Below are 24,727 nucleotides of genomic sequence, written 5' to 3'. Positions count from 1 at the left end.
GTCCTCGAAAGAATAAGATCAACGCCGCCGGCACAAGCCGGCGAGCGTATAAACAGCCTATCTCATGCGAATAGTCCATCTCGCCAACCACGCGCAGACGATCGGCAACGGCACCGTCAACATGATGGTCGATCTCGCCTGCATGCAGGCGCGCATGGGTCAGGACATCGTCGTGGCATCGTCCGGCGGCGGGTTCGAGCCGCTGTTGCGACGTCACGGCATCACGCATATTCCGCTGCAGCAGTCGCGGCAGCCGTGGCGCGTGCCGTCGATGATCGCGGGCTTCAATCGTCTCATCGATCGCTTCGATCCCGATATCGTCCACGCCCACATGATGACCGGCGCGCTCATTTCGCGTTTCGGCAGCATGCGGCGCCGCTTCGCGCTCGTGACGACCGTGCATCACGAACTGCAGAAAAGCGCGTCGCTCGTGCGCGCCGGCGACCGCATGGTGGCCGTGAGCCGCGCGGTCGCGCTTGATCTGCAGGCGCGCGGCATCGGGCCTGAGCGCATGTCGATCGTGCTCAACGGCGCAGTGGGCGCGCCACGGCTCGTGTGCCGGCCCGCTGCGAAGCCGGTGCGCCTGAGGCATCCGAATATCGTCTGCGTGGCGGGCATGTATCGCAGGAAGGGCATCGCGGAGCTGCTGCATGCGTTCGCGCTCGTGCGCGAGCAGTCCGCGAACGATCGCGAGTTCATGGCCGAGCCGCATCTCTATCTCGTCGGCGACGGTCCCGATCGCGGTTCGCTGGAAGCGCTCGCGGACGAACTGGGCATCGAGCAGGTCACGCATTTCACCGGCTTCGTCGCCGATGCCCGCCCGTACTTCGCGAGCGCTGACGTGTTCGCGCTGCTCTCGTATCAGGACCCGGGTCCGCTCGTGATCGCCGAGGCGCGCGAGGCGGGCTGCGCGATCGTGGCGACGCGCGTGGGCGGCATCCCCGAAATGCTCGACGACGGCGCAGCGGGCGTGCTCGTGCCCGCGGGCGACATCGAACAGGCGGCGGCGAAGCTGCGCTGGCTGTTGCTCGACCGACAGGCGCGCGACCAGTTCTCGGCGCGCGCGCGACAGAATCTCCAATTGCTGTCGGTGGAACGAGCAAGCGGCGAATACATGGCGATCTATCAGCACACGCTCGCGGAGCGTGAATCGATGCAGCGACGGCAGATGACAATCGATACGCGACGCGCCCGCACGCCAGATGGCGCGATTTAAGCATAGCGCTGACAAATGGCCGCGCTGCACCGCGCCACGGTACTTTCGTCCCATACGTCCGATCATACAAATGGCCCATGCCAGCAGCCTTCCGTTCGCGTTCGCACAGAAAGCCTACGTGATGCTTGCTCAAATGAGTGCATGATCGGTCCGACGACATGAGGGCCGCAAAAAAAGCACTCGCCGCGCTGCGACGCCGTCATTCTTCAGTTTCCCTGATGAATGCCTGCGCGCGCGCGGCGCGAGCGCAGCAGACGCACGTGAATCGGTAATAAAGAAAAAAGACTAATCATCGACATCGGGGCCAGAGGGATTACCCTGTCAGGAAATTCCTGACTGGCATTCGAAGCAACGAAGACGCAACGTATCAAGCACGACGAATGGACCTGTCGGGAACCCGTCGTGCCTTTCGCAGGCCTGGAAGCGAAAGCGATGCGCTCATACACATGGCTACGGAACAGGCGAGAAGGGGAGAAGCGAGATGGATGAAAACAAAGAGCGATCGCTGGTGGCGAAGGTGATGGACGGACTCGTCTCAGGGATCGTCGAGCAAAAATATGGCGCGATACTGCCACCGCAGGACATCCTCTCGAAGGAGTTCGACGTGAGCCGCACCGTCATGCGTGAGGCGCTGTCGATGCTGCTCGCGCGCCACATGCTGGATGTGCGGCCGAAAACCGGCACACGTATTCGTCCGATGAGCGACTGGCGGCTCATCGACGAGGACGTGGTGAGCTGGCGCTTTCGCGCAAAGCCCGATCAGACATTTTTGCGGGATGTAATCGAATTCCGCATGCTGATCGAACCGCGCGCGGCAGCGCTCGCGGCCGCGCGCGCGACGCCCGACGAGATCGCCGGCATCCGCGATGCGTTCGACGCGCTCTCGCGTCTGCAGGTGGGCGAGCCGGAATATCAGGCAGCCGACGAAGTACTGCACACGCGCATCGTGGCGGCGAGCGGCAACCAGTTCTTTCGCCAGATGACGGCGATCGTGCGCGGCGCGCTCGTGACGGTGAATCCGATCGTCGATGGCATCGAGTCCGTGCGCGAGGCGACGCTTGCGGCGCAGAAGAGCGTGGTCGAGGCGATCGAGGCAAAGGATCCCTCCGCCGCGGAATCCGCGACGCGCGCGCTCGTCGACCTCGCCGCCGAGGAAGTGGGCCGCGCGTTCTCGCTGGAGCGCTCGAGCAGTCAGCCCGCGTCGCCGAGCGTGAACGCGTCAGCGGGGGTTTAGGGCGCTTAAGCGTCGGTCGATGTTGCTTGCCAAGCCTGGAGCCGGGACATGTCCCGGCTTTTTGCCGTCTGCGCGCGCCGCGCGAACTCGCCATGCGATGCAATGAGGCACAATGCGGCGCACGACGAACATTGCACACGGAGGCAGGATTGAGCAACACGAACATCGACGGAACAACGATACGCTGGGGCATCGTCGGCGCGGGACGCATCGCGCGGCGCTTCGCCGACAGTCTCGCGCATGTCGAGGGCGCGCGGCTCGCGGGTGTGTGGTCGCGTCGCGAGGAACCGGCGCGCGCGCTCGCCGATGCCTTCGATGCGCGCGCGTTCGCGGATTTCGACGCGCTGCTCGAAGACATCGACGCGCTCTATATCGCGACCTTGCAGGACAGCCATCCCGGTTACGCGTTGCGCGCGTTCGCGGCGGGCAAGCCCGTGCTGTGCGAAAAGCCCGCGGCCGTGAATGCGCGCGAATTGCAGCGCATGATCGACGCGGCGCGCGCGGCCAAGCTGCTCTTCATGGAAGCGATGAAGCCGCCGTTCTACCCGCTGTATCGCCGCCTGCGCGAGCATCTGGAGAGCGATCCCATCGGCGAGATCGGGCTCGTGCGCGCGGGCTGCTCGATGGCCGGCGTGCCGCTCGATCATCCGTCGTTTTCACTGGAAGCAGGCGGTGGCGCGCTGCTCGACATCGGTGTCTACGAGGCGTTTCTCGCGGTCGACTGGCTCGGCGAGGCGCTCGATGTGCAGACCATCGGACGTCTGGGCGAAACGGGCGTCGACGTCTTCGCAAGCCTGAACGTGCGGCACGAACGCGGCATCGCGCAACTGTTCTGCGGCCTCGATCTGCAGGGTCGCGGCGACGCGCTGATCGGCGGCACGCTCGGCACGGTGACGATCCACGAGAACTGGTGGAATCCGGCGCGCGCGACGATCGCTTACACGGATGGCCGCAGAATCGAACTCGACGAGCCTTTCACGGGCGGCGGCCTCAACTACGAAACCGCGCATTTCTGCGAGCTGTTGCGCGCGGGTGAAACGGAAAGCCCGGTGATGTCGCATGCGATGTCGATGCGCATGATCGCGATCATCGATGCCGCGCGGCGCGATCTGAAGCTGCGCTTTCCCTTCGAAACCGACTGACGAAGCGAGGCAAATGCGCAGTCAATGCCGTCCCGGCAGTGCGAGACGTCGCTCGAAAATCCGCTGCACGAATTCGAGCACGCTGCACAGAATCCAGTAGACGAACGCAGCCGCGAGATAGAGCGGCAACGGCTGATAGGTCGCCGCGATCACTTCCTGAGCGCTGCGCAAAAGCTCGGTCACGGTGATGACGGACACGAGCGACGTGTCCTTGATCAGACTGATGAGACTGTTCGACAGACTAGGCACCGCGATGCGCAGCGCCTGCGGCCCGATCACGTAGCGCAGCGTCTGCGTGCGCGACAGCCCGAGACTGTAGGACGCGAGCCATTGCCCGGCGTGGATGCCGAGAATCGCGCCGCGCATGCTTTCGGACAGATACGCCGCGACGTTCGCCGACAGCGCGATCACGCCCGCGGGCGTCGGTTCGAGCGAGATGCCGAGGCTCGGCAGGCCGTAGTAGATGACGAAGATCTGCACGAGCAGCGGCGTGCCGCGCATCACGCTCACATAGCACCGCCCGAGCGCGACGAGCGCGCGATTCTGGCTGATGCCCATCAACGCGAGCACGACGGCCGCGATGAGGCCGAAGAACATCGAATACAGCGCGAACTTGATCGTCAGTAGCGCGCCTTGCGCCAGCACGGGCGCCGATTGAACGAGCAGGGATGTCGTGGACATGAACGGAAAGCGTGAGAGAACTGCGCGTAAGAGAACTGCGGCGTGGCGAATCGGAAAATCCGCACATCATAAACCGGCGAGCAAAAAACGAAGGGCGGCATCGTTCAACGATGCCGCCCTGTAGCGCTGAACGCGCTGACTTACTTCGCCGGCTTCGTCACGTCGATGCCGAACCACTTGTCCGAAATCTTCGTGAAAGTGCCGTCCGCTTCGAGCTGGGTCATCGCGTCGTCGAGCGCCTTGGCGAACTTCGGATTGCCCTTCTTGAACGGAATCCCCGACGGATTGCCCGCGCCCACATTTGCGCCCGTGCGCAGCGGCAGTTGCGAATTCTTCAGCAGATACGCGAGCATCAGGCGGTCGTTGAGCGCTGCGTCGAGACGGCCGGCGGCGAGGTCGCGCAGATACTCGGGCGCGCCCGGATACGTCTTCACGTCGATGCCCGGCACCGACTTCGCCATGTCCATGTAGTTCGTGCCGAGACCGACGCCGAGCTTCTTGCCCTTCAGTTCATCGAGCGTCTTGAACTCGCGCTTGTCGTCGTTGCGCTGGATCAGCTGCGCGTTCGAATACGTGTACGCCGGCGAGAAATCGAGCGTCTGCTTGCGCGCATCGGTGATGCCGACCTGGTTCACGATCACGTCGAACTTGCCCGCCTGCAGGCCCGCGATGATGCCGCTCCATTCGGTCGTGACGAACTCGGGCTTCACGCCGAGCTTGGCGGCGACGGCCTTGGCGATATCGACGTCAAAGCCGACCAGTTCGCCATTCGGCGCTTTCGAGTTGAACGGCGGGAAGGTGCCTTCGAGGCCGACGCGCAGCGTGCCGCGCTGCTTGACCTGATCGAGCAGATCGTCGGCGTGGGCGGCGGTGGCGGTGAATGCCGCGCCGATCAGGCTGGCGGCGACGAGCTTCTTGAGCGTGGACAGTTTCATCGTGTTGTTTTCCTCTTGATGGGCACAGCGTCTTTATTCGATGCGGCGATCATAGTGAAAATGCAATCGCTGCGTAATATCGTTTGCTTATGTCTATATGCGGGATTGGCCGGTCACGCGAGCGCTTCGACGCACTCCTTGACGAGCGCCGGGCCGCGATAGATCAGCCCCGTGTAGATCTGCACGAGCGCAGCGCCCGCCGCCAGTTTCGCGCGCGCGTCCTCGCCCGAAAAGATCCCGCCCACGCCGATGATCGGCACCTCCGTGCCGACCTCCGCGCGCAGCTTGCGGATCACTTCGTTCGACGCGTCGAAGACCGGACGTCCCGACAGGCCGCCGGCCTCGTCGCCGTGCTGCATGCCTGTGACGGCGGTGCGCGAGAGCGTCGTGTTCGTGGCGATCACGCCGTCGATCCTGTGAGCCAGCAGTGTGCCCGCAATCGACTTGATCTGCTCGTCGTCGAGATCGGGCGCGATCTTCAGCGCGAGCGGCACGAGCTTGCCGTGCAGGTCGGACAGACGCGCCTGCTTGTCCTTCAGCGCGCCGAGCAGCGAATCGAGCTCGCCCGCGCCTTGCAGTTGCCGCAGATTCTTCGTGTTCGGCGACGAGATGTTGATCGTCACGTAGCTCGCGAACGGATACACGCGTTCGAGGCAGTAGAGATAGTCTTCGGCGGCGCGCTCGATCGGGGTATCGGCGTTCTTGCCGATGTTCAGGCCCAGCACGCCGCGATAATGCGCTGCCTTCACATTGGCGACGAACTGATCGACGCCGCCGTTGTTGAAACCCATCCGGTTGATGAGCGCGTTCGCCTCGGGCAGCCGGAAGATGCGCGGGCGCGGGTTGCCGGGCTGAGCGCGCGGCGTCACGGTGCCCACTTCGATGAAGCCGAAGCCGAGCGCGGCCAGCCCGTCGATGCACGCGCCGTCCTTGTCGAGGCCCGCAGCAAGGCCGACAGGGTTGCGGAACGTGATGCCCATGACGGTGCGGGGCGAATCGGGGCCGCGCGTGGCGAGCATGCCGGCGAGCCCGGTGCGGCCGGCGGCGCCGAGCATGCGCAGTGTCAGGTGATGAGCATCTTCCGCGTCCATCTTGAAGAGATGCGAACGCGCGAGCGGGTAGAGGGAGCTGAACACGAAATGAAAGCCGGCGACGGCGAATTTTTTTAAGACCGCTATTTTAGCGGCTTTGGGCGGCGCGCCGGTCCGGCCTTGTCGGGACTACTTCGGCTGGCCCGGTCCATGAATGCGCCCGGGCATCGGCAGCGTGCCGGCGGATTGCGTGTTCGCGGGATCGAGCGGCGCCCAGTGGCCGTCGATCAGGCCTTCCAGCGGCCGGAAATTCGCCTTGTAGGCCATCTTTTCGCTTTCGCGAATCCAGTAGCCGAGATAGACGTGCGGCAAGTCGAGGCTCTTCGCCTGCTCGATCTGCCAGAGGATGTTGAAGGTGCCGTAGCTCGTCTTCGGCATGTCCGGCTCGAAGAACGTGTACACCGACGAAAGCCCGTCGCCGAGAATGTCGATCATGCTGATCATGCGCAGCACGCCGGGTTCGTCCGGGTGCGCCGGATCGCGCGGCTCGCGGAATTCGACCAGGCGCGAGTTGATCCGGCTTTGCAGCAGGAACTGCTCGTACTGGTCGCGGCTGTCGCGGTCCATGCCGCCGCCCGCATGGCGCGCGGACTGATAACGCATGTAGAGCGTGTAATGCTCTTCGTCGTAATGCAGCGGCGCGACGCTCGCCACCAGATTGCCGTGCAGCTTCCACACGCGCCGCTGCGCGCGGTTCGGCACGAAGCGCGCGACCGGCACGCGCACCGGCACGCAGGCGCGGCAGCCGTCGCAGTACGGGCGATAGGTGAATACGCCCGAGCGCCGGAAACCGGCCTTGACGAGTTCGGTGTAGACGTCGGAGTTGATCAGATGGCTCGGCGTGGCGACTTGCGAGCGCGCGACACGCCCTTCCAGATAACTGCAAGGGTAGGGCGCTGTTGCATAGAATTGCAGCGCGGAAAGCGGTGACAGCGGCAGCTCGTTCGGATGTGTCACGTTGGCGGCTCTCGCAGGCGTCGTCTCGTCGTTGCCGGCCGGCGCGCGGGTTCGATTCCAGGCGCGCGCCCGGCGGCTGCATTGCGTTCGTCGCTCAGCGTGCCAGCGCGTCGAGAAGGACGGTTTTATCGAAGCGCCAGCCGATCGCCGGTTCCGTGGTGGCCCGCCCGAGATGCGCGACGAACGCGCGTCGGGCAATCTCGCGGCCTCCCAGCGACGCCAGATGCGACGTGTTCTGCTGGCAGTCTATCATCTCTATTTTGTTGCGGCGCAAGTGTCCGACGAGCGCCGAGAGCGCGATTTTCGACGCGTCGGTGCGGTGCGCGAACATCGATTCTCCGAAGAACATGCGCCCGAACGACACGCCGTAAAGCCCGCCCACGCGGGCCCCGTCGTACCACGCCTCGATGCTGTGCGCGCTGCCCGCGCGATGCAGCGTCGAGTACGCATCCACGATGTCCGGCGTGATCCAGGTGCCGCGCTGTCCGTCGCGTGGGGTGTCGGCGCAGGCGCGCATCACGGCGGGAAAATCGTCATCGACGCGAATCTCCCAGAGCGGGTCGCGCAGCACGCGCTTCAACGTCTTGCGCAGCGAATCCGACACCTTGAACTCGGCCGGATAGAGCACCATGCGCGGGTCGGGGCACCACCACAGCACCGGCTGGCCGTCCGAATACCACGGGAAAATGCCGCGCCCATAGGCGTCGATGAGACGCGACGGCAACAGGTCCGCGCTGGCGGCGAGCAGGCCCGGCGCGCCGCTCGACACGCCGAGCGCGCGCTCGACGGGCGGGAAGGGATCGTCGTCGGCGAGCCAGGGAACCATGTTCTCGGAAGGACGTGCTTCAGCCGTCGCGCAGCGTGCGGAAGATATCGCCCGTATGCAGCGTGAAGTTGCCGGCGGCGCGGTCGGCGAAGAAAAACCGCAGGGTCTGGCCGACTGTCGGGAAGGCGATTTCGTCCCACGGAATCTCGCTTTCCTCGAAGAGCTTCACTTCCAGGCTTTCCTCGCCCGGATCGACTTCGATGTCGAGCAGCCGCGCAAGGTAGAAGAGATGCACCTGATGCACGTGCGGCACGTTGAGCAGCGTGAAGAGACTCTGAATCTCCACGCGCGCGCCCGCTTCCTCCAGCGTTTCGCGCGCGGCGCCTTCGCTCGTCGTCTCCTGCATTTCCATGAAGCCGGCGGGCAGCGTCCAGTAGCCGTAGCGCGGCTCGATCGCGCGGCGGCACAGCAGCACCTTGTCGTCCCAGACGGGCACGGTGCCCACGACGTTGCGCGGATTCTGATAGTGAACGGTGTTGCAGTTGTTGCAGACGAAGCGCTCACGGTTGTCGCCGGGCGGAATGGCGAGGCCGACCTCGTGGCCGCAGACGGAACAGAATTTCATGGAAATGGACGTGGGATATGTGGTGCGAGTGTATCACCGCACCGGCGCGCCTTTGAGACGCTCAAAACGGTTTGCGGCATCAGCCGGGCCGCATGATCGGCCTGCCTTGGGCCAACGGTGCGACGCCTGCCTTCTCGCTACAATAGTTGACTCGAATTGCAGTGTCCCTTTTCACGATCGGGGCGCCTCGTGCGCCCGAAGCGAACACCATGTCATCCACGCCAGCCGCTGCCAGCCGTCCTCCGATGCTCGCCACCGCCGATGCGCTCGGCCGTTTGCTCGACGCCGCGCGTCAGGTGGACGGGCGCGAACGCGTCGACACGCTCGACGCGGGCAATCGCGTGCTCGCCGCGGACGTCACCTCGCCGCTCGACGTCCCGCCGATGCACACCAGTTCCATGGACGGCTACGCGGTCCGCGCCGCCGATCTCGCCGGCGCGAGCGAAGGCGCTCCCGTCGTGTTGGCGGTGTCACAGCGCATTCCGGCGGGCCACGCGGCCGCACCGCTCGCGGCCGGCACGGCTGCGCGCATCTTCACCGGCGCGACGGTGCCGCCCGGCGCCGATGCGGTCGTCATGCAGGAAATGGCGCAGGTATCGGATGACGGCCGCGTCGCGTTCGCACAAGCGCCCGCGGCGGGCGAATGGATCACGCGGCAAGGCGCGGATATTCGCCGCGACTCGGTCATCCTGCCTGCGGGCACGCGCCTCACGCCGCAGGCGCTCGGACTCGCGGCCTCGGTCGGCTGCGCGCAACTCGATGTCGTGCGCGCCGTGCGTGTCGCGATATTTTTCACCGGCGACGAGCTGCGCATGCCGGGCGAGCCGCTCGAACCCGGCGCGATCTATAACTCGAACCGCTTCACGCTGCGCGCGCTGCTCGCGAAACTCGGCTGCGAGGTGACGGATCTCGGCATCGTGCCGGACCGGCTCGATGCGACGCGCGAGACTTTGCGGCGCGCCGCGAGCGAGCATGACCTGATCCTGACCTGCGGCGGCGTGTCGGTCGGCGAGGAAGATCACGTGAAGCCAGCGGTGGAAGCCGAAGGACGCATTTCGATGTGGCAGATCGCGATGAAGCCGGGCAAGCCGCTCGCGTTCGGCGCGGTGCGGCGCGGTGATCAGGGAAGCGAGGCCTTTTTTATCGGCCTGCCGGGCAATCCGGTGTCGAGCTTCTGCACGTTCCTGCTGTTCGTGCGGCCGTTTCTGCTGCGTCTCGCAGGCGTGAAGCACGTCACGCCGCGCGTCTACTCGATGCGCGCCGACTTCAGCCAGAAAAAAGGCGATCGCCGCAACGAATTCCTGCGTGCGCGGGTAAACGAATCGGGCGGGCTGGATCTCTTCGAGAATCAGAGTTCGGCCGTCATGACATCGACGGTCTGGGGCGACGGTCTCATCGACAACCCGCCGAATCATGCGATCAGCGATGGCGAGATCGTGCGCTTCATCCCCTTTTCAGAACTGACGCGGTAAGGACGAGCTGGACATGAAAGTCGAACTGAGATTTTTCGCGAGCGTGCGCGAGGCGCTTGGCGTCGCGAACGAAACGGTCAGCGTGCCGGACACGGTGGTCAACGTCGGCGACGTGCGCGCCTGGCTGCGCATGCGCGGCGGCGCGTGGGAAGAGGCGCTCGCCGAGGGCCGCGCGCTGCGCATGGCCTGCAATCACGTGATGACGAATCCATCGCAGCGCATCACCGAGGGTTGCGAAGTGGCGTTCTTCCCGCCTGTCACGGGTGGCTGACATGTCGACGCATGCCAAAGTCCGCGTGCAGGAAGCCGATTTCGACATAAGCGCGGAAGTGGCCGCGCTGCGCGCCGACAATCCGAAAGTCGGCGCGGTCGCGTGTTTCGTCGGCACGGTGCGCGACCTGAACGAAGGCAGCGCCATCGAAACGATGGAACTGGAGCACTATCCGGGCATGACGGAAAAGTCGCTGGAAGCGATCGCCGGGCAGGCGCGCGAGCGCTGGCGCGGCTCGGACGTGCTGATCGTGCATCGCGTGGGCAAGTTGAAACCGCTCGATCAGATCGTGCTGGTCGTGACGACGGCGATGCATCGCGCGGAGGCGTTCGAATCATGCGCGTTCGTGATGGATTACCTCAAGACGCAGGCGCCGTTCTGGAAGAAGGAAAAGACCGAAGCGGGCGAGCGCTGGGTCGATGCGCGCGAAACCGACGACGCGGCGCTCGCGCGCTGGCAGGACGCGGACGACTGAGCCGGCGCTACTACTCGTCGGCCGATCTGCCGATGAACTTCGCCGGAAACGGCTCGGCATCCGGGCGCTCGGGAAAGCGCGGCTCGGGTGCGCCGCCCGTGCGCTGGCGTTTGAGCGCCGCGAGCAGTTCCTGCTGCTCGACGGGAATCTGATAGTCCCAGCCGAACTTGCTGAGCTGCAGGCTTTGCGCGATGCGCAGCGCGGGTTCCATGAACTGCACGGCGGCGGCCGGTTCGTAGCGCGCCTCGACCGTGTTCAGAAACAGCGACAGCCAGCGCGCGAAGTGGCGCGGCTCGATGTCGTCGATCGGCCGGTGCGCTTCCTGCACGTTCCCGCGATACTGCTTCGATCCGAGCACGAGGCTCGACCAGAACGTCGTCATTTTGGCGAGATGCTCGTCCCAGCGACCCGTGAGCGCGCGAGAGAAGATCGGGCCGAGAAGCGGATCGTCGTCGACGCGGCGATAAAAGGCTTCGACGAGCGCGCGCACGTTGGCCTCGCTGGGTTCGCGATCGCGCGGATCGGCTGCAGGTTGGTGATCTGAATTCATGAAGGTCAAGCGCCAGCCGATGGTTTGCTGACGAAAAGCAATAATATGACGCACAATATCGGATACTCGGGCGGGCGCTGCTCCTGCGGCGGCCCGCATCGAGCGCCGCGCCGGCTCCATTTTCGGGTTGCCCGCGTGCCGATACTAGCCCTTGCGGGGCAGACGACCGTCATTTCCCTTGCCACCGCGCGGTTTTCGCGGTCCGGCGCGACATGACGCCGCTCCCACCGATGCACCCAGGCGCCTGAACCCATGCGCGCGACACCATGCGACTGACCGACTATACCGACTACGCCCTGCGCGTTCTGCTCTATCTCGCCGTCCGACCGGCCGGGCTCGCAACGATTCAGGAGATCTCGGACGGCTACGGCATCTCGAAGAATCATCTGATGAAGATCGTCCAGCAACTCGGCGAGCTCGGCTGGGTCGAGACCGTGCGTGGCCGCAACGGCGGCCTGCGGCTGTCGGCGCGCTCGAACGATCTCACGATTGGCGACGTCGTGCGCAAGACCGAGAGCGACTTTGCGATCGTCGGCTGTTTCGTGGATCAGGAGGCCGCCGTGCGTCAGCGCTGCGTGATCCAGCCGCAGTGCCGTCTGCGCGGCGTGCTCGCGGCCGCGCGTGACGCGTTTCTCGCCGAACTCGACAAGTACACGGTCCGCGAACTCGCGGAACCAGCGAACGAACTCGCGCGGCTGCTGGGCATTGTCACCATCACGCCTGTTCCGACAAGTGCGCTGGTGCCGAGCCGCGCGCCTTCCTGATCGAACGAAGCGATTCAGTTACCGATCGTTTGCCGAAAACCGGCGCTCGGTCAAGAGCCTGTCGAAAAGCAAAAAAGTGCACTTATCGAGCTAAACAACGCTTGAAAGTGACAGAAAGCGCCTCATTTTGATCGTATTCAGAATTGGAGCTTCAAAAAATGAGAATCGACAAACTCACCACCAAATTCCAGGAAGCGCTCTCGGACGCGCAAAGCCTGGCAGTCGGACACGACAACCAGTACATCGAGCCGGTTCACCTGCTTGCGGCGCTGATCGCCCAGCAGGACGGTTCCGCGCGTTCGCTGCTGTCGCATGCGGGCGTGCAGGTGCAGGCGCTGCAAACTTCCCTGAACGACGCCATCAAGCGTCTGCCGCAAGTTCAGGGCACGGACGGCAACGTTCAAGTGAGCCGCGAGCTCGCGGGCCTGCTCAACGCCGCGGACAAGGAAGCGCAAAAGCTCAACGACACCTACATCGCGAGCGAGATGTTCCTGATTGCCGTCGCGGACGATCGTGGCGAAGCGGGCCGCATCGCGAAGCAGCACGGCCTGTCGCGCCGCGCGCTCGAAGCGGCGATCAACGCCGTGCGCGGCGGCGCGCAGGTCAACAGCCAGGACGCCGAAAGCCAGCGCGAGGCGCTCAAGAAATACACCGTCGATCTGACGGAACGCGCCCGCGCGGGCAAGCTCGATCCGGTGATCGGCCGCGACGACGAAATCCGTCGCGCGATCCAGATTCTTCAACGCCGCACGAAGAACAATCCGGTGCTGATCGGCGAGCCGGGCGTCGGCAAGACGGCGATCGTCGAAGGGCTCGCGCAGCGCATCGTCAATGGCGAAGTGCCGGAAACGCTCAAGAACAAGCGCGTGCTGTCGCTCGACATGGCCGCGCTGCTCGCGGGCGCGAAGTATCGCGGCGAGTTCGAGGAGCGCCTGAAGGCGGTGCTGCACGACATCGCGAAGGATGAAGGGCAGACCATCGTCTTCATCGACGAAATTCACACGATGGTCGGCGCGGGCAAGGCCGAAGGCGCGATGGACGCGGGCAACATGCTCAAGCCGGCGCTCTCGCGCGGCGAGCTGCATTGCGTCGGCGCGACCACGCTCGACGAATACCGCAAGTACATCGAGAAGGACGCGGCGCTGGAACGCCGCTTCCAGAAGGTGCTGGTCGACGAGCCGACGGTGGAAGCGACCATCGCGATCCTGCGCGGCTTGCAGGAAAAGTACGAGCTGCATCACGGCGTCGATATCACCGATCCGGCGATCGTCGCGGCGGCGGAACTGTCGCATCGCTATATCACGGACCGCTTCCTGCCGGACAAGGCCATCGATCTGATCGATGAAGCGGCGTCGCGCATCAAGATGGAAATCGATTCGAAGCCCGAAGAGATGGACAAGCTGGACCGTCGTCTCATTCAGCTGAAGATCGAGCGCGAGGCGGTGAAGAAGGAGAAGGACGAAGCGTCGCAGAAGCGTCTGCAACTGATCGAAGAGGAAATCGATCGGCTGAACCGCGAGTATTCGGACCTGGAAGAAATCTGGACTGCAGAGAAAGCGGCCGTGCAGGGCAGCGCGCAATTGAAGGAAGAAATCGAGAAGGTGCGCGCGGACATCACGCGGCTGCAGCGCGAAGGCAAGCTCGAAAAGGTCGCCGAGTTGCAGTACGGCAAGCTGCCGGAGCTCGAAGCGCGTCTGAAGCAGGTGACGCAGGCCGAGTCGCAGGAGCAGAACAACCCGACGCGTCCGCGGCTTCTGCGCACGCAGGTCGGCGCGGAGGAAATCGCAGAAGTCGTGTCGCGTTCCACCGGCATTCCCGTGTCGCGGATGATGCAGGGCGAGCGCGAAAAGCTCTTGCAGATCGAGAGCAAGCTGCACGAGCGCGTGATCGGCCAGGACGAGGCGATCGGCGCGGTGGCGGACGCGATTCGCCGTTCGCGCGCCGGTTTGTCCGATCCGAACCGGCCGTATGGCTCGTTCCTGTTCCTGGGTCCTACGGGCGTCGGCAAGACGGAACTGTGCAAGGCGCTCGCGTCGTTCCTGTTCGATTCGGAGGATCATCTCATCCGCATCGACATGAGCGAGTTCATGGAGAAGCACAGCGTCGCGCGGCTGATCGGCGCGCCGCCGGGGTATGTGGGCTATGAGGAAGGCGGTTATCTGACCGAAGCGGTGCGTCGCAAGCCGTATAGCGTGATTTTGCTCGACGAAATCGAGAAGGCGCATCCGGACGTGTTCAACGTGCTCCTGCAAGTGCTCGACGATGGCCGCATGACCGATGGCCAGGGCCGCACCGTGGACTTCAAGAACACGGTGATCGTGATGACGTCGAACCTCGGTTCGCAAGTCATTCAGGGCATGGTCGGCGAGCCGCAGGAGAACGTGAAGGACGCCGTCTGGGAAGAAGTGAAGCTGCACTTCCGGCCGGAATTCCTGAACCGTATCGACGATGTCGTCGTGTTCCATGCGCTCGATCGCACCAATATCGAATCGATCGCGAAGATTCAGCTGCATCGTTTGCAGGAACGTCTGGCGAAGCTCGACATGCAGCTCGAAGTGTCGGACACGGCGCTCGAGCAGATCGGCAAGGTCGGCTACGATCCGCTGTTCGGCGCGCGGCCGCTGAAGCGCGCGATTCAGCAAGAGATCGAAAATCCGGTCGCCAAGCTGATTCTCGCCGGACGGTTCGGGCCGAAGGACGTCATTCCGGTCGATGTGCGGGAAGGGCAGTTCGTGTTCGATCGCGTGGTGCATTGAGGCGCGCCGAGGCTGACCCGCATGCGGGTCAGCCGTTCATACAAAAGGCAACGAAGCGATTCGTTGCCTTTTTTCTTTATGGCGCGCTCGAAACACCGTCTGCAAAATAAAAGCCCCGCGCGGCGCAATGCCGGCGGGGCTTTCGATGCAACAAGAAGCGCGATCAGCCCTGCTTGGGCTCTTCGCTCTTGCCGCCAAACAGGCCGCCAAGGCCGCCGAGCGAGCCGAGCACGCTGGACAGATCGAGCTGGCCTTCGGGCGGCACTTCGCCGTTGGGCGTCGCACGGTCGACGACATGCGGCAACACCGCCGCCAGCATGCCCGAGAGTTGATCGCCCGAGACGCCGGCTTTCTGCGCGAGCGCGCCGACGTTGTCCTGACCGAGCACATTGGTGAGCGTGTCGGGGCTGATCGGCTTGTTCTCGCCCGTGCCGATCCACGACTGCACGACATCGCCCGCGCCGTGCTGCTGGAAGCGCTGGATCAGGCCCATGAGACCGCCCGGCTGGCTGTTGACGAATGCGAGCGCCGCCGTGATCAGCGCGGCCTGGCCGGACTGGGCAGGTTGGCCGCCCGGTTGTTGCGACGAATTGCCGAGGGTGGAGGCGAGGATATCGATTAGGCTCATGGCAGTCTCACTACGAGAGGTTACGGGGTGGGTTCGCTCGCGCCGCCGCGCCCGCATGTGAGCGGGGCGCGGCGGCGCGGGCATCGGCCGCGAGCGACCGTTCAACGATGGTCCCGCGAAGGCAACGTTCCTCCGTCAAGGTTCCCCGAAGAATTACTGGCTGGCGGCCGCTGCGCTGGCGGCCTTGTCTTTCTTGCTGCGCTTCGATTTGCTTGTTTTCGTATCGCTGGCGGCGGACGGTGCCGATGCGCTGGCCGTCGCCGACGCGGCGCTTTCCTTCTTCGACTTCTTCGAAGCCTTCGTGCCCGATGCGGGTGCAGCGGGCGTCGTGGCCGGCGTCTGCGCCGTGGTGGCAGTCGGCGCAGTTGCGCCAGTGGCCGCCGTCGAGGACTTGACCGTCGAGTTCGGCGCGGCAGCGCCGCCTTGCGTCGTGGTGGGTTTGGCCGTCTTGCCCGTCGGCGGCAGCGAGGAACCGCCGATCGTCAGGCCGTTCTGCTCCAGATTCGCCACCGACTTCGTGCCGAGGCCCTTGACGCGGGTGGCGAGATCATCCGCGTCCTTGAACGGGCCGTTCTTGGTGCGCTCGTCGACGATCGCTTTGGACTTTACCGGCCCCAGACCCTTTACCGATTCCAGCGCGGCTTGATCGGCGGTATTGACGTCGACCGCGGCGAAGGCCACACCCATCGACACTATGAACGCTAAGCACAGCATCAGCAGCTTTTTCAGCATGACGGCACTCCAGGCTTGGTGAGAAAGGATGAATCGATAAGTTCGGGCCGATTGGGAAGATGCCGTTAAGCATAGGGCAAAAAGCCGGCACGAACGATGACGGTTCGCATTGTGCACGACCCCGCCGCGCGCACCGCGCTTCCGCACAATCTTTAACGCTGCGAAACGCCGGACGGATGACGTTGCGATTCATGCCGATGTTCGCTGCGCCGCTCAGCGCGATGTGCCCGTGGCCGTTTTCGCAAACGCGCCGCGCACCTCGAAGCCGACCTGATCGACCACTTCGCCTTTCGAGTCGACCAGTTCCAGCACGTGACGGCCCGGCCACGGCAGCCACGCCGCGCGGGCGTCGTGGCCATAGGATTTGCCGTCGAGCCGCCACGCGAGGCGCGCGCCGCTGTCGACGCGCTCGAACCACACGCGTTGCCGCGCGGGCGGAATATCCGGATCGAGCGCGAAGATCGTGCCGTTCGTCGGCGCGCCGATGCGTGCCGCCTTCGCGTCGGGTTGCGCGCCGCGCGCGGCCTCCGCCGCATGGGACGTGAGGCCGATGGCGCTCATCTGCGTGCCGCGCACGAACCATTCGTTGCGCGCCGGCTCGATCTCGTTCTGATACGTGACGCGGGTCGTCACGACGCCCGATGGCGTTTGCGGCGGACGGCTATCCGATCGCCGGTTCAGATAGTTGACGATCGCGTTCCACGCGGGCGCGGCGCCGGTCACGCCTGAAACGTCCCACATCGGCGCGCCGTCGGCATTGCCGACCCAGACGCCCACGCTATAACGTGAAGTGAAACCGACCGCCCAGTTGTCGCGCATGTCCTTGCTGGTGCCGGTCTTTACCGCGCTGAAGGTGCGCGTCGCGAGCACGCTGTCGAAGCCGAAGGTGCGCGTGCGGGCGTTGTTGTCGGCGAGGATGTCCGTGACGATGAAGCTCGCTTCGGGGCTGAAGATGCGCGTGCCGGCGGGCGCGGGACGATCCTGCATGAGATCGAAGAACGGCTGCGCCATGCCGCCGTTCGCAAGCGTGCGGTACGCGTTGGTCAGCGTCGCCAGCGTGACATCCGCGCTGCCGAGCGCGAGGCTGAAGCCGTAGTAATCGCCCGCCTGCGTCAGCGGCAGGCCGAGTGCGACGAGCGTCTTCGCGAAACGATGCGGCGTCACCATCACGAGCGTACGCACTGCGGGCACGTTCAGCGACGAACCCAGCGCGGTGCGCACGCTCACCCAGCCCTTGAAATCGTGATCGTAGTTCTGCGGGATGTAGAGGCCGCCGCCGGTCGCCAGATCGAGCGGGGCGTCGTCGAGCAGGGTGGCGGCGGTGACGCGCTTCTCGTCGATGGCCTGCGCATAGAGGAAGGGTTTGAGCGTCGAGCCCGCCTGACGCGCGGCCAGCGCGGCATCGACTTCCGGCGCGTTCGACAGACCGCCCGCCGAGCCGACCCACGCGAGCACATCGCCCGAACGGTTGTCGATCACGACCGCCGCCGCGTCGTGCACGTTGCGCGGATGCGCGCGCGCGTTCAGTTCGGCGAGCGTGCGCGCGAGCGTATCGCGGGCGAAGCGTTGCAGGCGGGCGTCGAGCGTGGAGCGCACGCGCGCGCCCGCTGCCGGATGCACTTCGTTCGCGATGCGCCGCGCGAGATGCGGCGCGATCGCGCCATCGCCTTGAGCGAAGGCGGGGGCGGACGCCGTGCGCGTGAGCGTGAGCTGGACATAGCTGCCCAGATTGACGCATGGATCGACGCCGCGCGTGCCGTGCAGCGTCTGCATGTCGCGCAGGATCACGCAGGTTCGCGCGGCGACTTTCGGATACGGCGCATTCGGTGCGCGCACGAGCGCGGCGGCGAGCGCGGCTTCGCGTTCGTCGAGACCTGACGGCGCCTTGCCGAACAGCGTCTGCGAGAGCGCCGACAACCCGACGATCTCGCCGCGAAACGGCACGAGATTCAGATACGCCTCGAGAATCTGATCCTTGCGCCAGCTGCGTTCGAGCCACAGCGCGCCGATCGTCTGGCCGGCCTTTTCGCCGATCGAGCGCCGGCCTGCCGGTTTATCGTCGATGAGGCCGTCGAGCTGCATCGTCACCGTCGATGCGCCGCGCGTGCGCGTGTTCCACAGATTGCCCCATGCGGCCGCGGCCGCGCCGCGCCAGTCGACGCCGGCGTGTTCGTAGAAGCGCTTGTCTTCCGATACGACGATCGCCTCGCGCAACGCCGGCGACACATCCGACAGCGCGACCCAGTCGCCGCGCCGCGCGCTCGTATCGACGCGCGTGCGGGCAAGCGGCTCGCCGTCACGCGCGAGCAGCACCCAGTCCGAGCTGCGCCACTTCGCCCGCACCTCGTCGAAGTTCGGCGACGCGTGCGCCGCCGCCGACAGCGCGCAGGCGATGACGAGGCAGGCGGCGCGTTTCATGACGTCACTTCGCGGGCGACGGCTGCACGGTCACCGCCGCGTTCGGCAACGCGCCGAACGTCGAGGGCGCGTAAAGCGCTTCGACGCGCGTCGGCGGCAGGCCGAAGGTGCCGGGATTGTTCAGCCGCATCGTGTATTCGACCGTCAGCTTGCCCTTCGGCAGATAGTCGTAATACGCGCGATAGCCCTCGAAGCCACGTTCGACGAACGCGGGCCACGCGCCGCGATCCTGCTTCTCGCCCGATGTCGCGGCTTCGGAGTCGCGGCCGAGACCGGAGCCGAGTATCGTCGCGCCCGCGGGAATCGGATCGTTGACGACCACCCAGGTCATGTCGCCTTGCGCGTCGATGTCGAGATGCACGCGCACGATGTCGCCGCGCGAGAGCACGCCCTTCACGGCAGGATCGATCGGCGTGACGGTCTTCGCGATGCGATAGCCCGCCGCGAACGGCGCCTTCAGCGCGACGGCCGCGAGACTTTCGATTGTCGCCCACGGTTTGCCCGTGCCGTCTTGCGTCAGTGTCAGCGAACCGGTGCTCCACGGCAGCATGACGCTGCGCACGCTCGCGGTTTTCGTCACGGACGTGGCCGAAGCGGGCGCATTCGATGCAGGCGCGCTCCAGTTCACACCTTGTGTCGAAGTGCCGAGCTGAATCGACGTATGACCCGTGACCGGCGTGCTCTCGAACAGGCGCGAGAACCGTCCGACCGCGAGCGCGCCCCACAGATTGGCGGTGGTCGTCTGCCATGCGCCGTTCTTCTGCAAAGCCAGCAGGCCCGCGACGACGCGCGGCATTTCGTCCTTCCAGCCGGGCGCGTCCGCGAAAATGAGCGCCGTGCGCGCGGCGTTGGTCTCGGTGCCGGTCATGAGCCACCAGAGATCGTCGTCGCGTTCGGTCGAGAAGGTGAGGCGCGTGCCCTGATACGTCAGGCGCGCACGGATGATCTGCTCCGCCTGCGCGCGCTTGTCGTCGCGATTCGGAATGCCCTCGACGCGCGAGAGGATCGCGTAGTAATCGAGCACCGCCGAGGTCGGCCACTGGTCCGGCGCGATCGTGATCGAGCCGAGCATGCGCGCCTGCGCGAGGCCGTAGCGCGACAGCGCCTCGATCGCCGCGAGCTTCTCGAAGTCGCGATCGTTGCGTGGCGTCCAGAACTTGCGTTCGAGCTTGCCGTCGACGAAATTCGCGAGGCCCGCCGCCATCTGATTGCGCAGATCGGCGGGCAGGGCGAAGCGGCTGTCCTGTTTCGCGGCTTCGTCGCTGACGGCGAGCAGATACGCGGTGAGGGCGGGGCTGCCGGTCGGACGTTCGTCGTCGGCGGGCGGGAAGTAGTTCGCGAGGCCGTCCCGGTCGAGATACGACGGCATCTTCGTGAGCACGCCTTGCCATTGCGCGGCGTCCATCAGGCCGAGCGCGCGCGAGGTTTGCTGCTCGAGGCAATTGTACGGATAGCGCTCGAACCAGCGGCGCACGCCGGGCAGGCCGTCCGCGAGCTTCGGCTGCAAGGACACCGCGATGCCGCCGCGCACGGCGCCATCGCCCGATTTGCTCGCGTCGGCGGGCGGCGCGACGGGCAGCGCGAAGGTGCCGTCGACCTGCGTGATCGTCGCCTGCTGCACGGTGACGGGAATCGCCGCGACGACTTTCTGCGTCAGCTTCACGGCGTCGCTTGCCTTGGGCGCGGCCTGTTCCGCCGCGCTGACTTCCCACGCGAGACTCGCGGAGGAATTGGCGCCGAGGACATCCGGCGTCGTCACGTCCCAGGCCACTTCCTGCGACGATTCCGGCGCAAGCTCCACCGTGCGCGCGTCGAGCGCGAGGGAACCGGCGCGCGGCGCGACGACGACGTGCATCGTCCGCGCGGTCGTGTTGCGCAGCGTGAACTGCGCGCGGAACGCATCGCCGACGCGCACGAGCGGCGGCAATCCCGAGATCAGCTGCAAGTCCTGCGTGCTTTGAATCGATGCGCTGCCGGTGCCGAACTGCCCCGCGCCGACCGCCGCGACCGCGACGATCCGAAAGCGCGTGAGCGCGTCGTTCAGCGGTACGTCGACGGTGGCTTCGCCCTTCGCATCGAGCGTGACGCGCGGATTCCACAGCAACAGCGTGTCGAACAGCTCGCGCGTCGCGCTGTGTCCGCCGCCGCCGCCCGCGGGCACCGCCTTGCGTCCGAAGTGACGCCGTCCAATGATCTCCATCTGCGCGGTCGCCGTCTCGACGCCGTAGGCGCGCTGCTGCAGCATCGCGTCGAGCACGTCCCAGCTTCGGTTCGGCATCAGTTCGAGCAGCGCTTCATCGACGGCTGCGACGGCAATCTGCGTGCCGGCCGGCGCGGGCTTGCCGTCGGGGAGCGCGACCTTGACCTTGACGTGCGCGCGGCTTCTCACCGTGTACGACTTCGCATCCGGACTCACGTTGACCGCGAGCCGGTGCGCCGCCGTGCCGACCTTGATCGACGCGAGCCCGTAACGGAACGCGGGCTTCGACAGATCGACGAGCGGCGTCGGCGCCTGATACTGCCGGCCTTCGTACCAGAACGCGCGCGCCCATTCGACGGGCGCCTTCCATCCCCAGGTGAAGAACGAATACCACGGCACCTCGCGGATGCGTCCGCGCAACGCGAGCACCGACACGTAGACGTTCGGCCCCCAAGTTTCCTCGACTTTCAGCTCGACGGTCGGGTCGCGGCCGTTCAGTTCGACGACCCGCGTCTCCACGATGCCTTCACGCTCGACCGCGACGAGCGCCGTCGCCGAGCGGAACGGCATGCGTACCTGAAAGCGCGCGGTCTCGCCGGGTTCGTAGCTGGTTTTTTCGGGCAAGACGTCGATGCGATCGGTGTTCTCGCCGCCGAACCACAACTCATCCTGGCGCGTGACCCACACCGACGTGCTCGCGTTGGCCGCGCGGCCGTCGCCGTCCTTGGCGACCGCGATCAGATCGACGTTGCCCGGTTCTTTCAGGTTCGCGTCGCAGGAGACGATGCCGTGATCGTCGCTCTTGCCGCTGCACAGCGTGCCGAGATCCTTGATCTCGGTGTGGTTGTCGTACGCATAGAAACCGCCGACCATGCGTTTCCTCGAACTCGACATCACGCGCGCGACGGCCTTGATATCGACCGATACGCCCGCTCGCGGCTTACCCTGCAAATCGAGCGCGATGGCCTGCACCGGCAGCGCGCCGCCGACCGACACCCAATGCCCCGCCTTCACGCCGACGGCGACTGCGGCCGGCCACAGGGTTGCGCTGCCGCTGATGGTCTGGATCTCGCCGTTCGGATCGGCGAAGCTCGCTTCGAGTGCGAGACGCTTCGGCGATTCGACCGCCGGCAGCGGCTTCACCGTGACCTTGCCGACGCCGTCGCGATCGAGCGTCACGCGCAGTTTGTCCGCGATGAGCTTGGTCGTCGCGTTGTCCTGCTGTTCGCTGTCTTCGTCTTCGGCGGGCGCGCTTGCACCGTCGTTCGCCGGTTTGCGATAGGGTGCGAAGCTGAACGCCTCGTACTGAGAAGCAAACGCCGGCGCTGTATCGCGCACGAGCGCCGAAACCTGCACCGGCAGATTCGACGCCGGTCCGCCCTGCACGTATTCGAGCCGCACCGCGACGGCCGCTTCCTGCGCGCCGACGAGTCCGGGCGATTTCGCGTCGCCGGCCGTGATCGCGCCTTTGAACACCGGCAGGCGGAATTCCTCGACGCGGAAACTGCCCGATTCGTACGACTGCGTGACGGCGTTGTCGTTGTCGTCGTCATTGCCGTTCGAAGCGGCCGCGCCGTTGTCGAGCGTCACGCTGTATTCGCCGAGCTTCGCGGCGACGGGCACGGTGAAGGTCGAATCGGCACTATGATCGGCCGCCCATTTGAGCGGCAGATGCCAGGTCTGGCCGCTGCCGACGTGGCGGATCGTCACGCGGCTCGGATAACTCGCCGGGAACGCGAAGCCGCCGAGCGTTTCGACGCGCAGCAGATGCTTCATCGACACGGTCTCGCCCGCGCGCAGCAGCGTGCGGTCGAACACCGTATGGGCGCGCGTCGTGCGCGTCGCGCTCATGTCGGTCGGCACGTTGAAGCGCCACGATTCGATACCGCGATTCCAGTCCGACAACACGAACGCCATGTCCGGCCCGGTGACGGGATCGTTCACGCGCGCCGACACGAAGAAGCCGCCCCACGCGAGGCTGTGTTCGTTGCATTCGCGCGCGGCCACGAGCGGCTTGCCGATCTTCGCGAGCCCTTGCGCGTCGGTTTTCGCGGTGGCGATTTCCTCGCCGTTGCAGTCGGTCACGCGCACTTGCGCGTTCGCCACGGGCTTGCCCTTGTCGAGCGTCGTGACCCACACGAGGCTGTTCTCGCGCCCCTGCTTGAAATGCACGCCGAGATTGGTGACGAGCACCGACGTGCGCACGTACATCGCCTGCTGTTTGCCGAGCAGCGACGCGCCGAGCGCGGGCGAGTTCAGTTCGACGACATAGAAGCCCGGCTTCGTGAGCGGAATGCCGACGACTTCGAACGGCCGCAAGGCTTTCGGATCGGCGGCGGGCAGGGTGAGCGTTTCGACGCCGCGTTGTTTCGCCAGCATCGACAGCGAGCGAATGTCGATCTGCGGGTCTTTGGACACCGAGCCGTCGCTGTTCGGGATGACGACCGGCGCGATGCCGTTGCGCAGCATCGCCGGCATGCGCTCCTCGATGGTCGAGCGCGGCATCGCGACGCCGTCGAACAGATCGACCGCGCGCATCCACTGGCGGATGTCCTGATCGGCATCGAGCTTGAGTTTCGTGATTTGTGAGGTGCCCGAATCGAGGCCCTGCACATGTAGATCCGCTTCGACGTGGCGCAGCGTCACCGGCAGCATCGCGGGCATGTCCGGTTCGGCGAAGCGCTCGATGATGCCGAACGTGCCCGACGAAAACTTCGCGAGCGGCGGCATCGGGGCGGTCGCGGTCTTTAGCGGGAAGAGATCGGCGTTGGCGAGCGCGCGGCCGCTGACGTCCTTCAGGTTCGCGGGGGCGTCGATGGTGAGATCGGCGCGCTCGGGCAGCGGCGCGGCGAATTCGACGGCGCTGACTTCGGCATCCTTGTCGGTCGCATCGAAACGAGGCGACGCGTTGCCCTTCGGCCCGTGCAGCACGAACTTCTGCGCGTCGGCGCGGCTGATCGGCGCGCTGAAGTTCAGGCGCAGCGGACGCAGCGGCGTGCAAGGCGCGTTCGCGTTCTCGCGCTCGCAGGAGAAGTTCGCCGTGAAGGGCTCGCGCACGTTGAAGTCGAAGCGCTTCTCGACGTCGTTGGCGATGCCGCTTTGCCCCGTCACGCCCGCGCCGTACACGAGCTGCATTTTGGTCGCCGACGGCAACGTTTGCTGGCACGCGAGCGTAAGCACGCGATCGCTTTCCTTTTGCAGCTTGAAATGGTCGAGCAGGGCGGCGCGTGTGGCGTCATCGACCGCGCGCACCGGAATGCGGTTGCCGAGCGCGCTCGATTCGCACCAGACGTGTTGAAGCACCGAAGCCTGCGTCGCCGGGCCGTTCAGCCGCAGCACGAAGGCCTGATTCTCTTCGATGTCGCCGTAGCTCGGCATGATGCGCGTGACGAACGGTCCGCCCGTCTGAAACGCGAAGTGGCGCGGGCCGGAAAGCGCGTTGCCGGCGACCGACTTGAGGCCGTCCGCGAGATCGAGCGCGCAGCGCACGCCGGGCGGCAGATCGTGCTCGAAGTCGAACGCCCAGGTTCTGGCGTCGATCCAGCGGCCCGAGCCCGCGGTCGCCGCCGTGCTCGCACCGCTACAGGCGAGCTTGCCGGGCGCGCCCGCCGCCGCGTTGCCGAACGCGATCATCGGTTCGTCGAATTTGGCGACGACCTGCCGCACTTGCGCGACCTTGCCTTGCGGAGACACGCTGGCGATGCGCGCGGCATCGGCTCGATGCAGCGCGGCGCTCAAACCAAGCGCGGCGATCAGCGTGGTTGCGGCCAGAATCCATTTTTTTTGTGACGTTGTAATGCGGCTCATCCACTCG

The 24,727-nt window shown here is 65.7% G+C and carries 19 protein-coding genes; 8 read left to right on the top strand and 11 right to left on the bottom strand.

Annotated features, from left to right (window positions below):
* Nucleotides 1-64 precede the first annotated feature (64 nt).
* From BTHE68_RS07480 to BTHE68_RS07470, 3 genes are all read left to right on the top strand, one after another.
* Nucleotides 65-1,216 (top strand): glycosyltransferase family 4 protein, encoded by a 1,152-nt coding sequence (locus tag BTHE68_RS07480; RefSeq protein WP_162065799.1) that lies wholly within the window; start codon nucleotides 65-67, stop codon nucleotides 1,214-1,216.
* A gap of 481 nt (nucleotides 1,217-1,697) precedes the next feature.
* Entirely contained in the window at nucleotides 1,698-2,450 is a 753-nt protein-coding gene (locus BTHE68_RS07475; RefSeq protein ID WP_061178648.1) for a FadR/GntR family transcriptional regulator, read from the top strand.
* A 92-nt stretch (nucleotides 2,451-2,542) separates the two neighbouring features.
* Nucleotides 2,543-3,592, top strand: coding sequence for a Gfo/Idh/MocA family protein (locus BTHE68_RS07470; RefSeq protein WP_502710552.1), 1,050 nt, complete (start codon nucleotides 2,543-2,545; stop codon nucleotides 3,590-3,592).
* A gap of 21 nt (nucleotides 3,593-3,613) precedes the next feature.
* Here BTHE68_RS07470 and BTHE68_RS07465 read toward each other — a convergent pair whose 3' ends face one another.
* From BTHE68_RS07465 to BTHE68_RS07440, 6 genes are all read right to left on the bottom strand, one after another.
* Nucleotides 3,614-4,273: an amino acid ABC transporter permease gene (locus tag BTHE68_RS07465; RefSeq protein WP_162065797.1), complete on the bottom strand. Its 660-nt coding sequence runs from the start codon at nucleotides 4,271-4,273 to the stop codon at nucleotides 3,614-3,616.
* A gap of 140 nt (nucleotides 4,274-4,413) precedes the next feature.
* Nucleotides 4,414-5,208 carry a cystine ABC transporter substrate-binding protein gene (locus BTHE68_RS07460; protein ID WP_162065796.1) on the bottom strand — a complete coding sequence of 265 codons (795 nt, stop codon included), beginning with the start codon at nucleotides 5,206-5,208 and terminating at the stop codon, nucleotides 4,414-4,416.
* Nucleotides 5,209-5,321: 113 nt separating this feature from the next.
* Nucleotides 5,322-6,344, bottom strand: coding sequence for a quinone-dependent dihydroorotate dehydrogenase (locus BTHE68_RS07455; protein WP_162065795.1), 1,023 nt, complete (start codon nucleotides 6,342-6,344; stop codon nucleotides 5,322-5,324).
* Between the two features lie 84 nt (nucleotides 6,345-6,428).
* Entirely contained in the window at nucleotides 6,429-7,256 is an 828-nt protein-coding gene (locus BTHE68_RS07450) for an arginyltransferase (RefSeq protein WP_162065794.1), read from the bottom strand.
* Nucleotides 7,257-7,350: 94 nt separating this feature from the next.
* Complete coding sequence (gene aat / locus BTHE68_RS07445) at nucleotides 7,351-8,082, bottom strand: leucyl/phenylalanyl-tRNA--protein transferase (RefSeq protein ID WP_162065793.1); 732 nt, start codon at nucleotides 8,080-8,082, stop codon at nucleotides 7,351-7,353.
* A 19-nt stretch (nucleotides 8,083-8,101) separates the two neighbouring features.
* On the bottom strand, nucleotides 8,102-8,647 hold the full coding sequence (locus tag BTHE68_RS07440; RefSeq protein ID WP_162065792.1) for an NUDIX hydrolase: 546 nt from the start codon (nucleotides 8,645-8,647) through the stop codon (nucleotides 8,102-8,104).
* A 245-nt stretch (nucleotides 8,648-8,892) separates the two neighbouring features.
* Between BTHE68_RS07440 and BTHE68_RS07435 the strand changes: the two genes are divergently transcribed.
* Genes BTHE68_RS07435 through BTHE68_RS07425 form a run of 3 tightly spaced genes read left to right on the top strand, consistent with a single transcriptional unit; the run spans nucleotide 8,893 to nucleotide 10,865 of the window.
* Nucleotides 8,893-10,119, top strand: a complete 1,227-nt coding sequence (locus BTHE68_RS07435; protein WP_353622647.1) for a molybdopterin molybdotransferase MoeA — start codon at nucleotides 8,893-8,895, stop codon at nucleotides 10,117-10,119.
* 13 nt (nucleotides 10,120-10,132) lie between these two features.
* Nucleotides 10,133-10,390, top strand: a complete 258-nt coding sequence (gene moaD, locus BTHE68_RS07430) for a molybdopterin converting factor subunit 1 (protein ID WP_061178639.1) — start codon at nucleotides 10,133-10,135, stop codon at nucleotides 10,388-10,390.
* A gap of 1 nt (nucleotide 10,391) precedes the next feature.
* Nucleotides 10,392-10,865 (top strand): molybdenum cofactor biosynthesis protein MoaE, encoded by a 474-nt coding sequence (locus BTHE68_RS07425; protein ID WP_162065790.1) that lies wholly within the window; start codon nucleotides 10,392-10,394, stop codon nucleotides 10,863-10,865.
* Nucleotides 10,866-10,875: 10 nt separating this feature from the next.
* Here the strand turns inward: BTHE68_RS07425 and BTHE68_RS07420 are convergent, their stop codons facing one another.
* Nucleotides 10,876-11,415, bottom strand: a complete 540-nt coding sequence (locus BTHE68_RS07420; protein WP_162065789.1) for a group III truncated hemoglobin — start codon at nucleotides 11,413-11,415, stop codon at nucleotides 10,876-10,878.
* Nucleotides 11,416-11,681: 266 nt separating this feature from the next.
* Between BTHE68_RS07420 and BTHE68_RS07415 the strand changes: the two genes are divergently transcribed.
* Both BTHE68_RS07415 and clpB read left to right on the top strand, forming a co-directional pair.
* Nucleotides 11,682-12,179 (top strand): Rrf2 family transcriptional regulator, encoded by a 498-nt coding sequence (locus tag BTHE68_RS07415; protein WP_162065788.1) that lies wholly within the window; start codon nucleotides 11,682-11,684, stop codon nucleotides 12,177-12,179.
* Between the two features lie 158 nt (nucleotides 12,180-12,337).
* Complete coding sequence (gene clpB, locus BTHE68_RS07410) at nucleotides 12,338-14,935, top strand: ATP-dependent chaperone ClpB (RefSeq protein ID WP_162065787.1); 2,598 nt, start codon at nucleotides 12,338-12,340, stop codon at nucleotides 14,933-14,935.
* Between the two features lie 163 nt (nucleotides 14,936-15,098).
* On the opposite strand, the gene BTHE68_RS07405 is transcribed toward clpB, so the two are convergent.
* The 4 genes from BTHE68_RS07405 to BTHE68_RS07390 form a co-directional block, all read right to left on the bottom strand.
* Complete coding sequence (locus BTHE68_RS07405) at nucleotides 15,099-15,563, bottom strand: YidB family protein (RefSeq protein ID WP_162065786.1); 465 nt, start codon at nucleotides 15,561-15,563, stop codon at nucleotides 15,099-15,101.
* Between the two features lie 153 nt (nucleotides 15,564-15,716).
* Nucleotides 15,717-16,295, bottom strand: a complete 579-nt coding sequence (locus tag BTHE68_RS07400) for a ComEA family DNA-binding protein (RefSeq protein ID WP_162065785.1) — start codon at nucleotides 16,293-16,295, stop codon at nucleotides 15,717-15,719.
* A 213-nt stretch (nucleotides 16,296-16,508) separates the two neighbouring features.
* Nucleotides 16,509-18,713 carry a penicillin-binding protein 1C gene (gene pbpC / locus BTHE68_RS07395; RefSeq protein WP_162065784.1) on the bottom strand — a complete coding sequence of 735 codons (2,205 nt, stop codon included), beginning with the start codon at nucleotides 18,711-18,713 and terminating at the stop codon, nucleotides 16,509-16,511.
* A gap of 4 nt (nucleotides 18,714-18,717) precedes the next feature.
* The gene (locus tag BTHE68_RS07390) at nucleotides 18,718-24,720 is read right to left on the bottom strand and encodes an Ig-like domain-containing alpha-2-macroglobulin family protein (RefSeq protein WP_162065783.1); all 6,003 of its coding nucleotides are present in this window, start codon (nucleotides 24,718-24,720) and stop codon (nucleotides 18,718-18,720) included.
* Nucleotides 24,721-24,727: the final 7 nt, after the last annotated feature.

Source organism: Burkholderia sp. THE68, assembly GCF_009938265.1.
In the GTDB taxonomy this organism is placed as follows: Bacteria; Pseudomonadota; Gammaproteobacteria; order Burkholderiales; family Burkholderiaceae; genus Caballeronia.
The sequence above is the reverse complement of the archived record's forward strand: the minus strand, read 5'-3'. Positions and strand labels throughout refer to the sequence as shown.

Bases quoted from the DNA above. Each gene is read 5' to 3' on its own strand.
- BTHE68_RS07480 (WP_162065799.1), top strand. From the start codon at position 65: ATGCGAATAGTCCATCTCGCCAACCACGCGCAGACGATCGGCAACGGC.
- BTHE68_RS07475 (WP_061178648.1), top strand. From the start codon at position 1,698: ATGGATGAAAACAAAGAGCGATCGCTGGTGGCGAAGGTGATGGACGGA.
- BTHE68_RS07470 (WP_502710552.1), top strand. From the start codon at position 2,543: ATGCGATGCAATGAGGCACAATGCGGCGCACGACGAACATTGCACACG.
- BTHE68_RS07465 (WP_162065797.1), bottom strand. From the start codon at position 4,273: ATGTCCACGACATCCCTGCTCGTTCAATCGGCGCCCGTGCTGGCGCAA.
- BTHE68_RS07460 (WP_162065796.1), bottom strand. From the start codon at position 5,208: ATGAAACTGTCCACGCTCAAGAAGCTCGTCGCCGCCAGCCTGATCGGC.
- aat (WP_162065793.1), bottom strand. From the start codon at position 8,082: ATGGTTCCCTGGCTCGCCGACGACGATCCCTTCCCGCCCGTCGAGCGC.
- BTHE68_RS07440 (WP_162065792.1), bottom strand. From the start codon at position 8,647: ATGAAATTCTGTTCCGTCTGCGGCCACGAGGTCGGCCTCGCCATTCCG.
- BTHE68_RS07435 (WP_353622647.1), top strand. From the start codon at position 8,893: ATGCTCGCCACCGCCGATGCGCTCGGCCGTTTGCTCGACGCCGCGCGT.
- moaD (WP_061178639.1), top strand. From the start codon at position 10,133: ATGAAAGTCGAACTGAGATTTTTCGCGAGCGTGCGCGAGGCGCTTGGC.
- BTHE68_RS07425 (WP_162065790.1), top strand. From the start codon at position 10,392: ATGTCGACGCATGCCAAAGTCCGCGTGCAGGAAGCCGATTTCGACATA.
- BTHE68_RS07420 (WP_162065789.1), bottom strand. From the start codon at position 11,415: ATGAATTCAGATCACCAACCTGCAGCCGATCCGCGCGATCGCGAACCC.
- BTHE68_RS07415 (WP_162065788.1), top strand. From the start codon at position 11,682: ATGCGACTGACCGACTATACCGACTACGCCCTGCGCGTTCTGCTCTAT.
- clpB (WP_162065787.1), top strand. From the start codon at position 12,338: ATGAGAATCGACAAACTCACCACCAAATTCCAGGAAGCGCTCTCGGAC.
- BTHE68_RS07405 (WP_162065786.1), bottom strand. From the start codon at position 15,563: ATGAGCCTAATCGATATCCTCGCCTCCACCCTCGGCAATTCGTCGCAA.
- BTHE68_RS07400 (WP_162065785.1), bottom strand. From the start codon at position 16,295: ATGCTGAAAAAGCTGCTGATGCTGTGCTTAGCGTTCATAGTGTCGATG.
- pbpC (WP_162065784.1), bottom strand. From the start codon at position 18,713: ATGAAACGCGCCGCCTGCCTCGTCATCGCCTGCGCGCTGTCGGCGGCG.
- BTHE68_RS07390 (WP_162065783.1), bottom strand. From the start codon at position 24,720: ATGAGCCGCATTACAACGTCACAAAAAAAATGGATTCTGGCCGCAACC.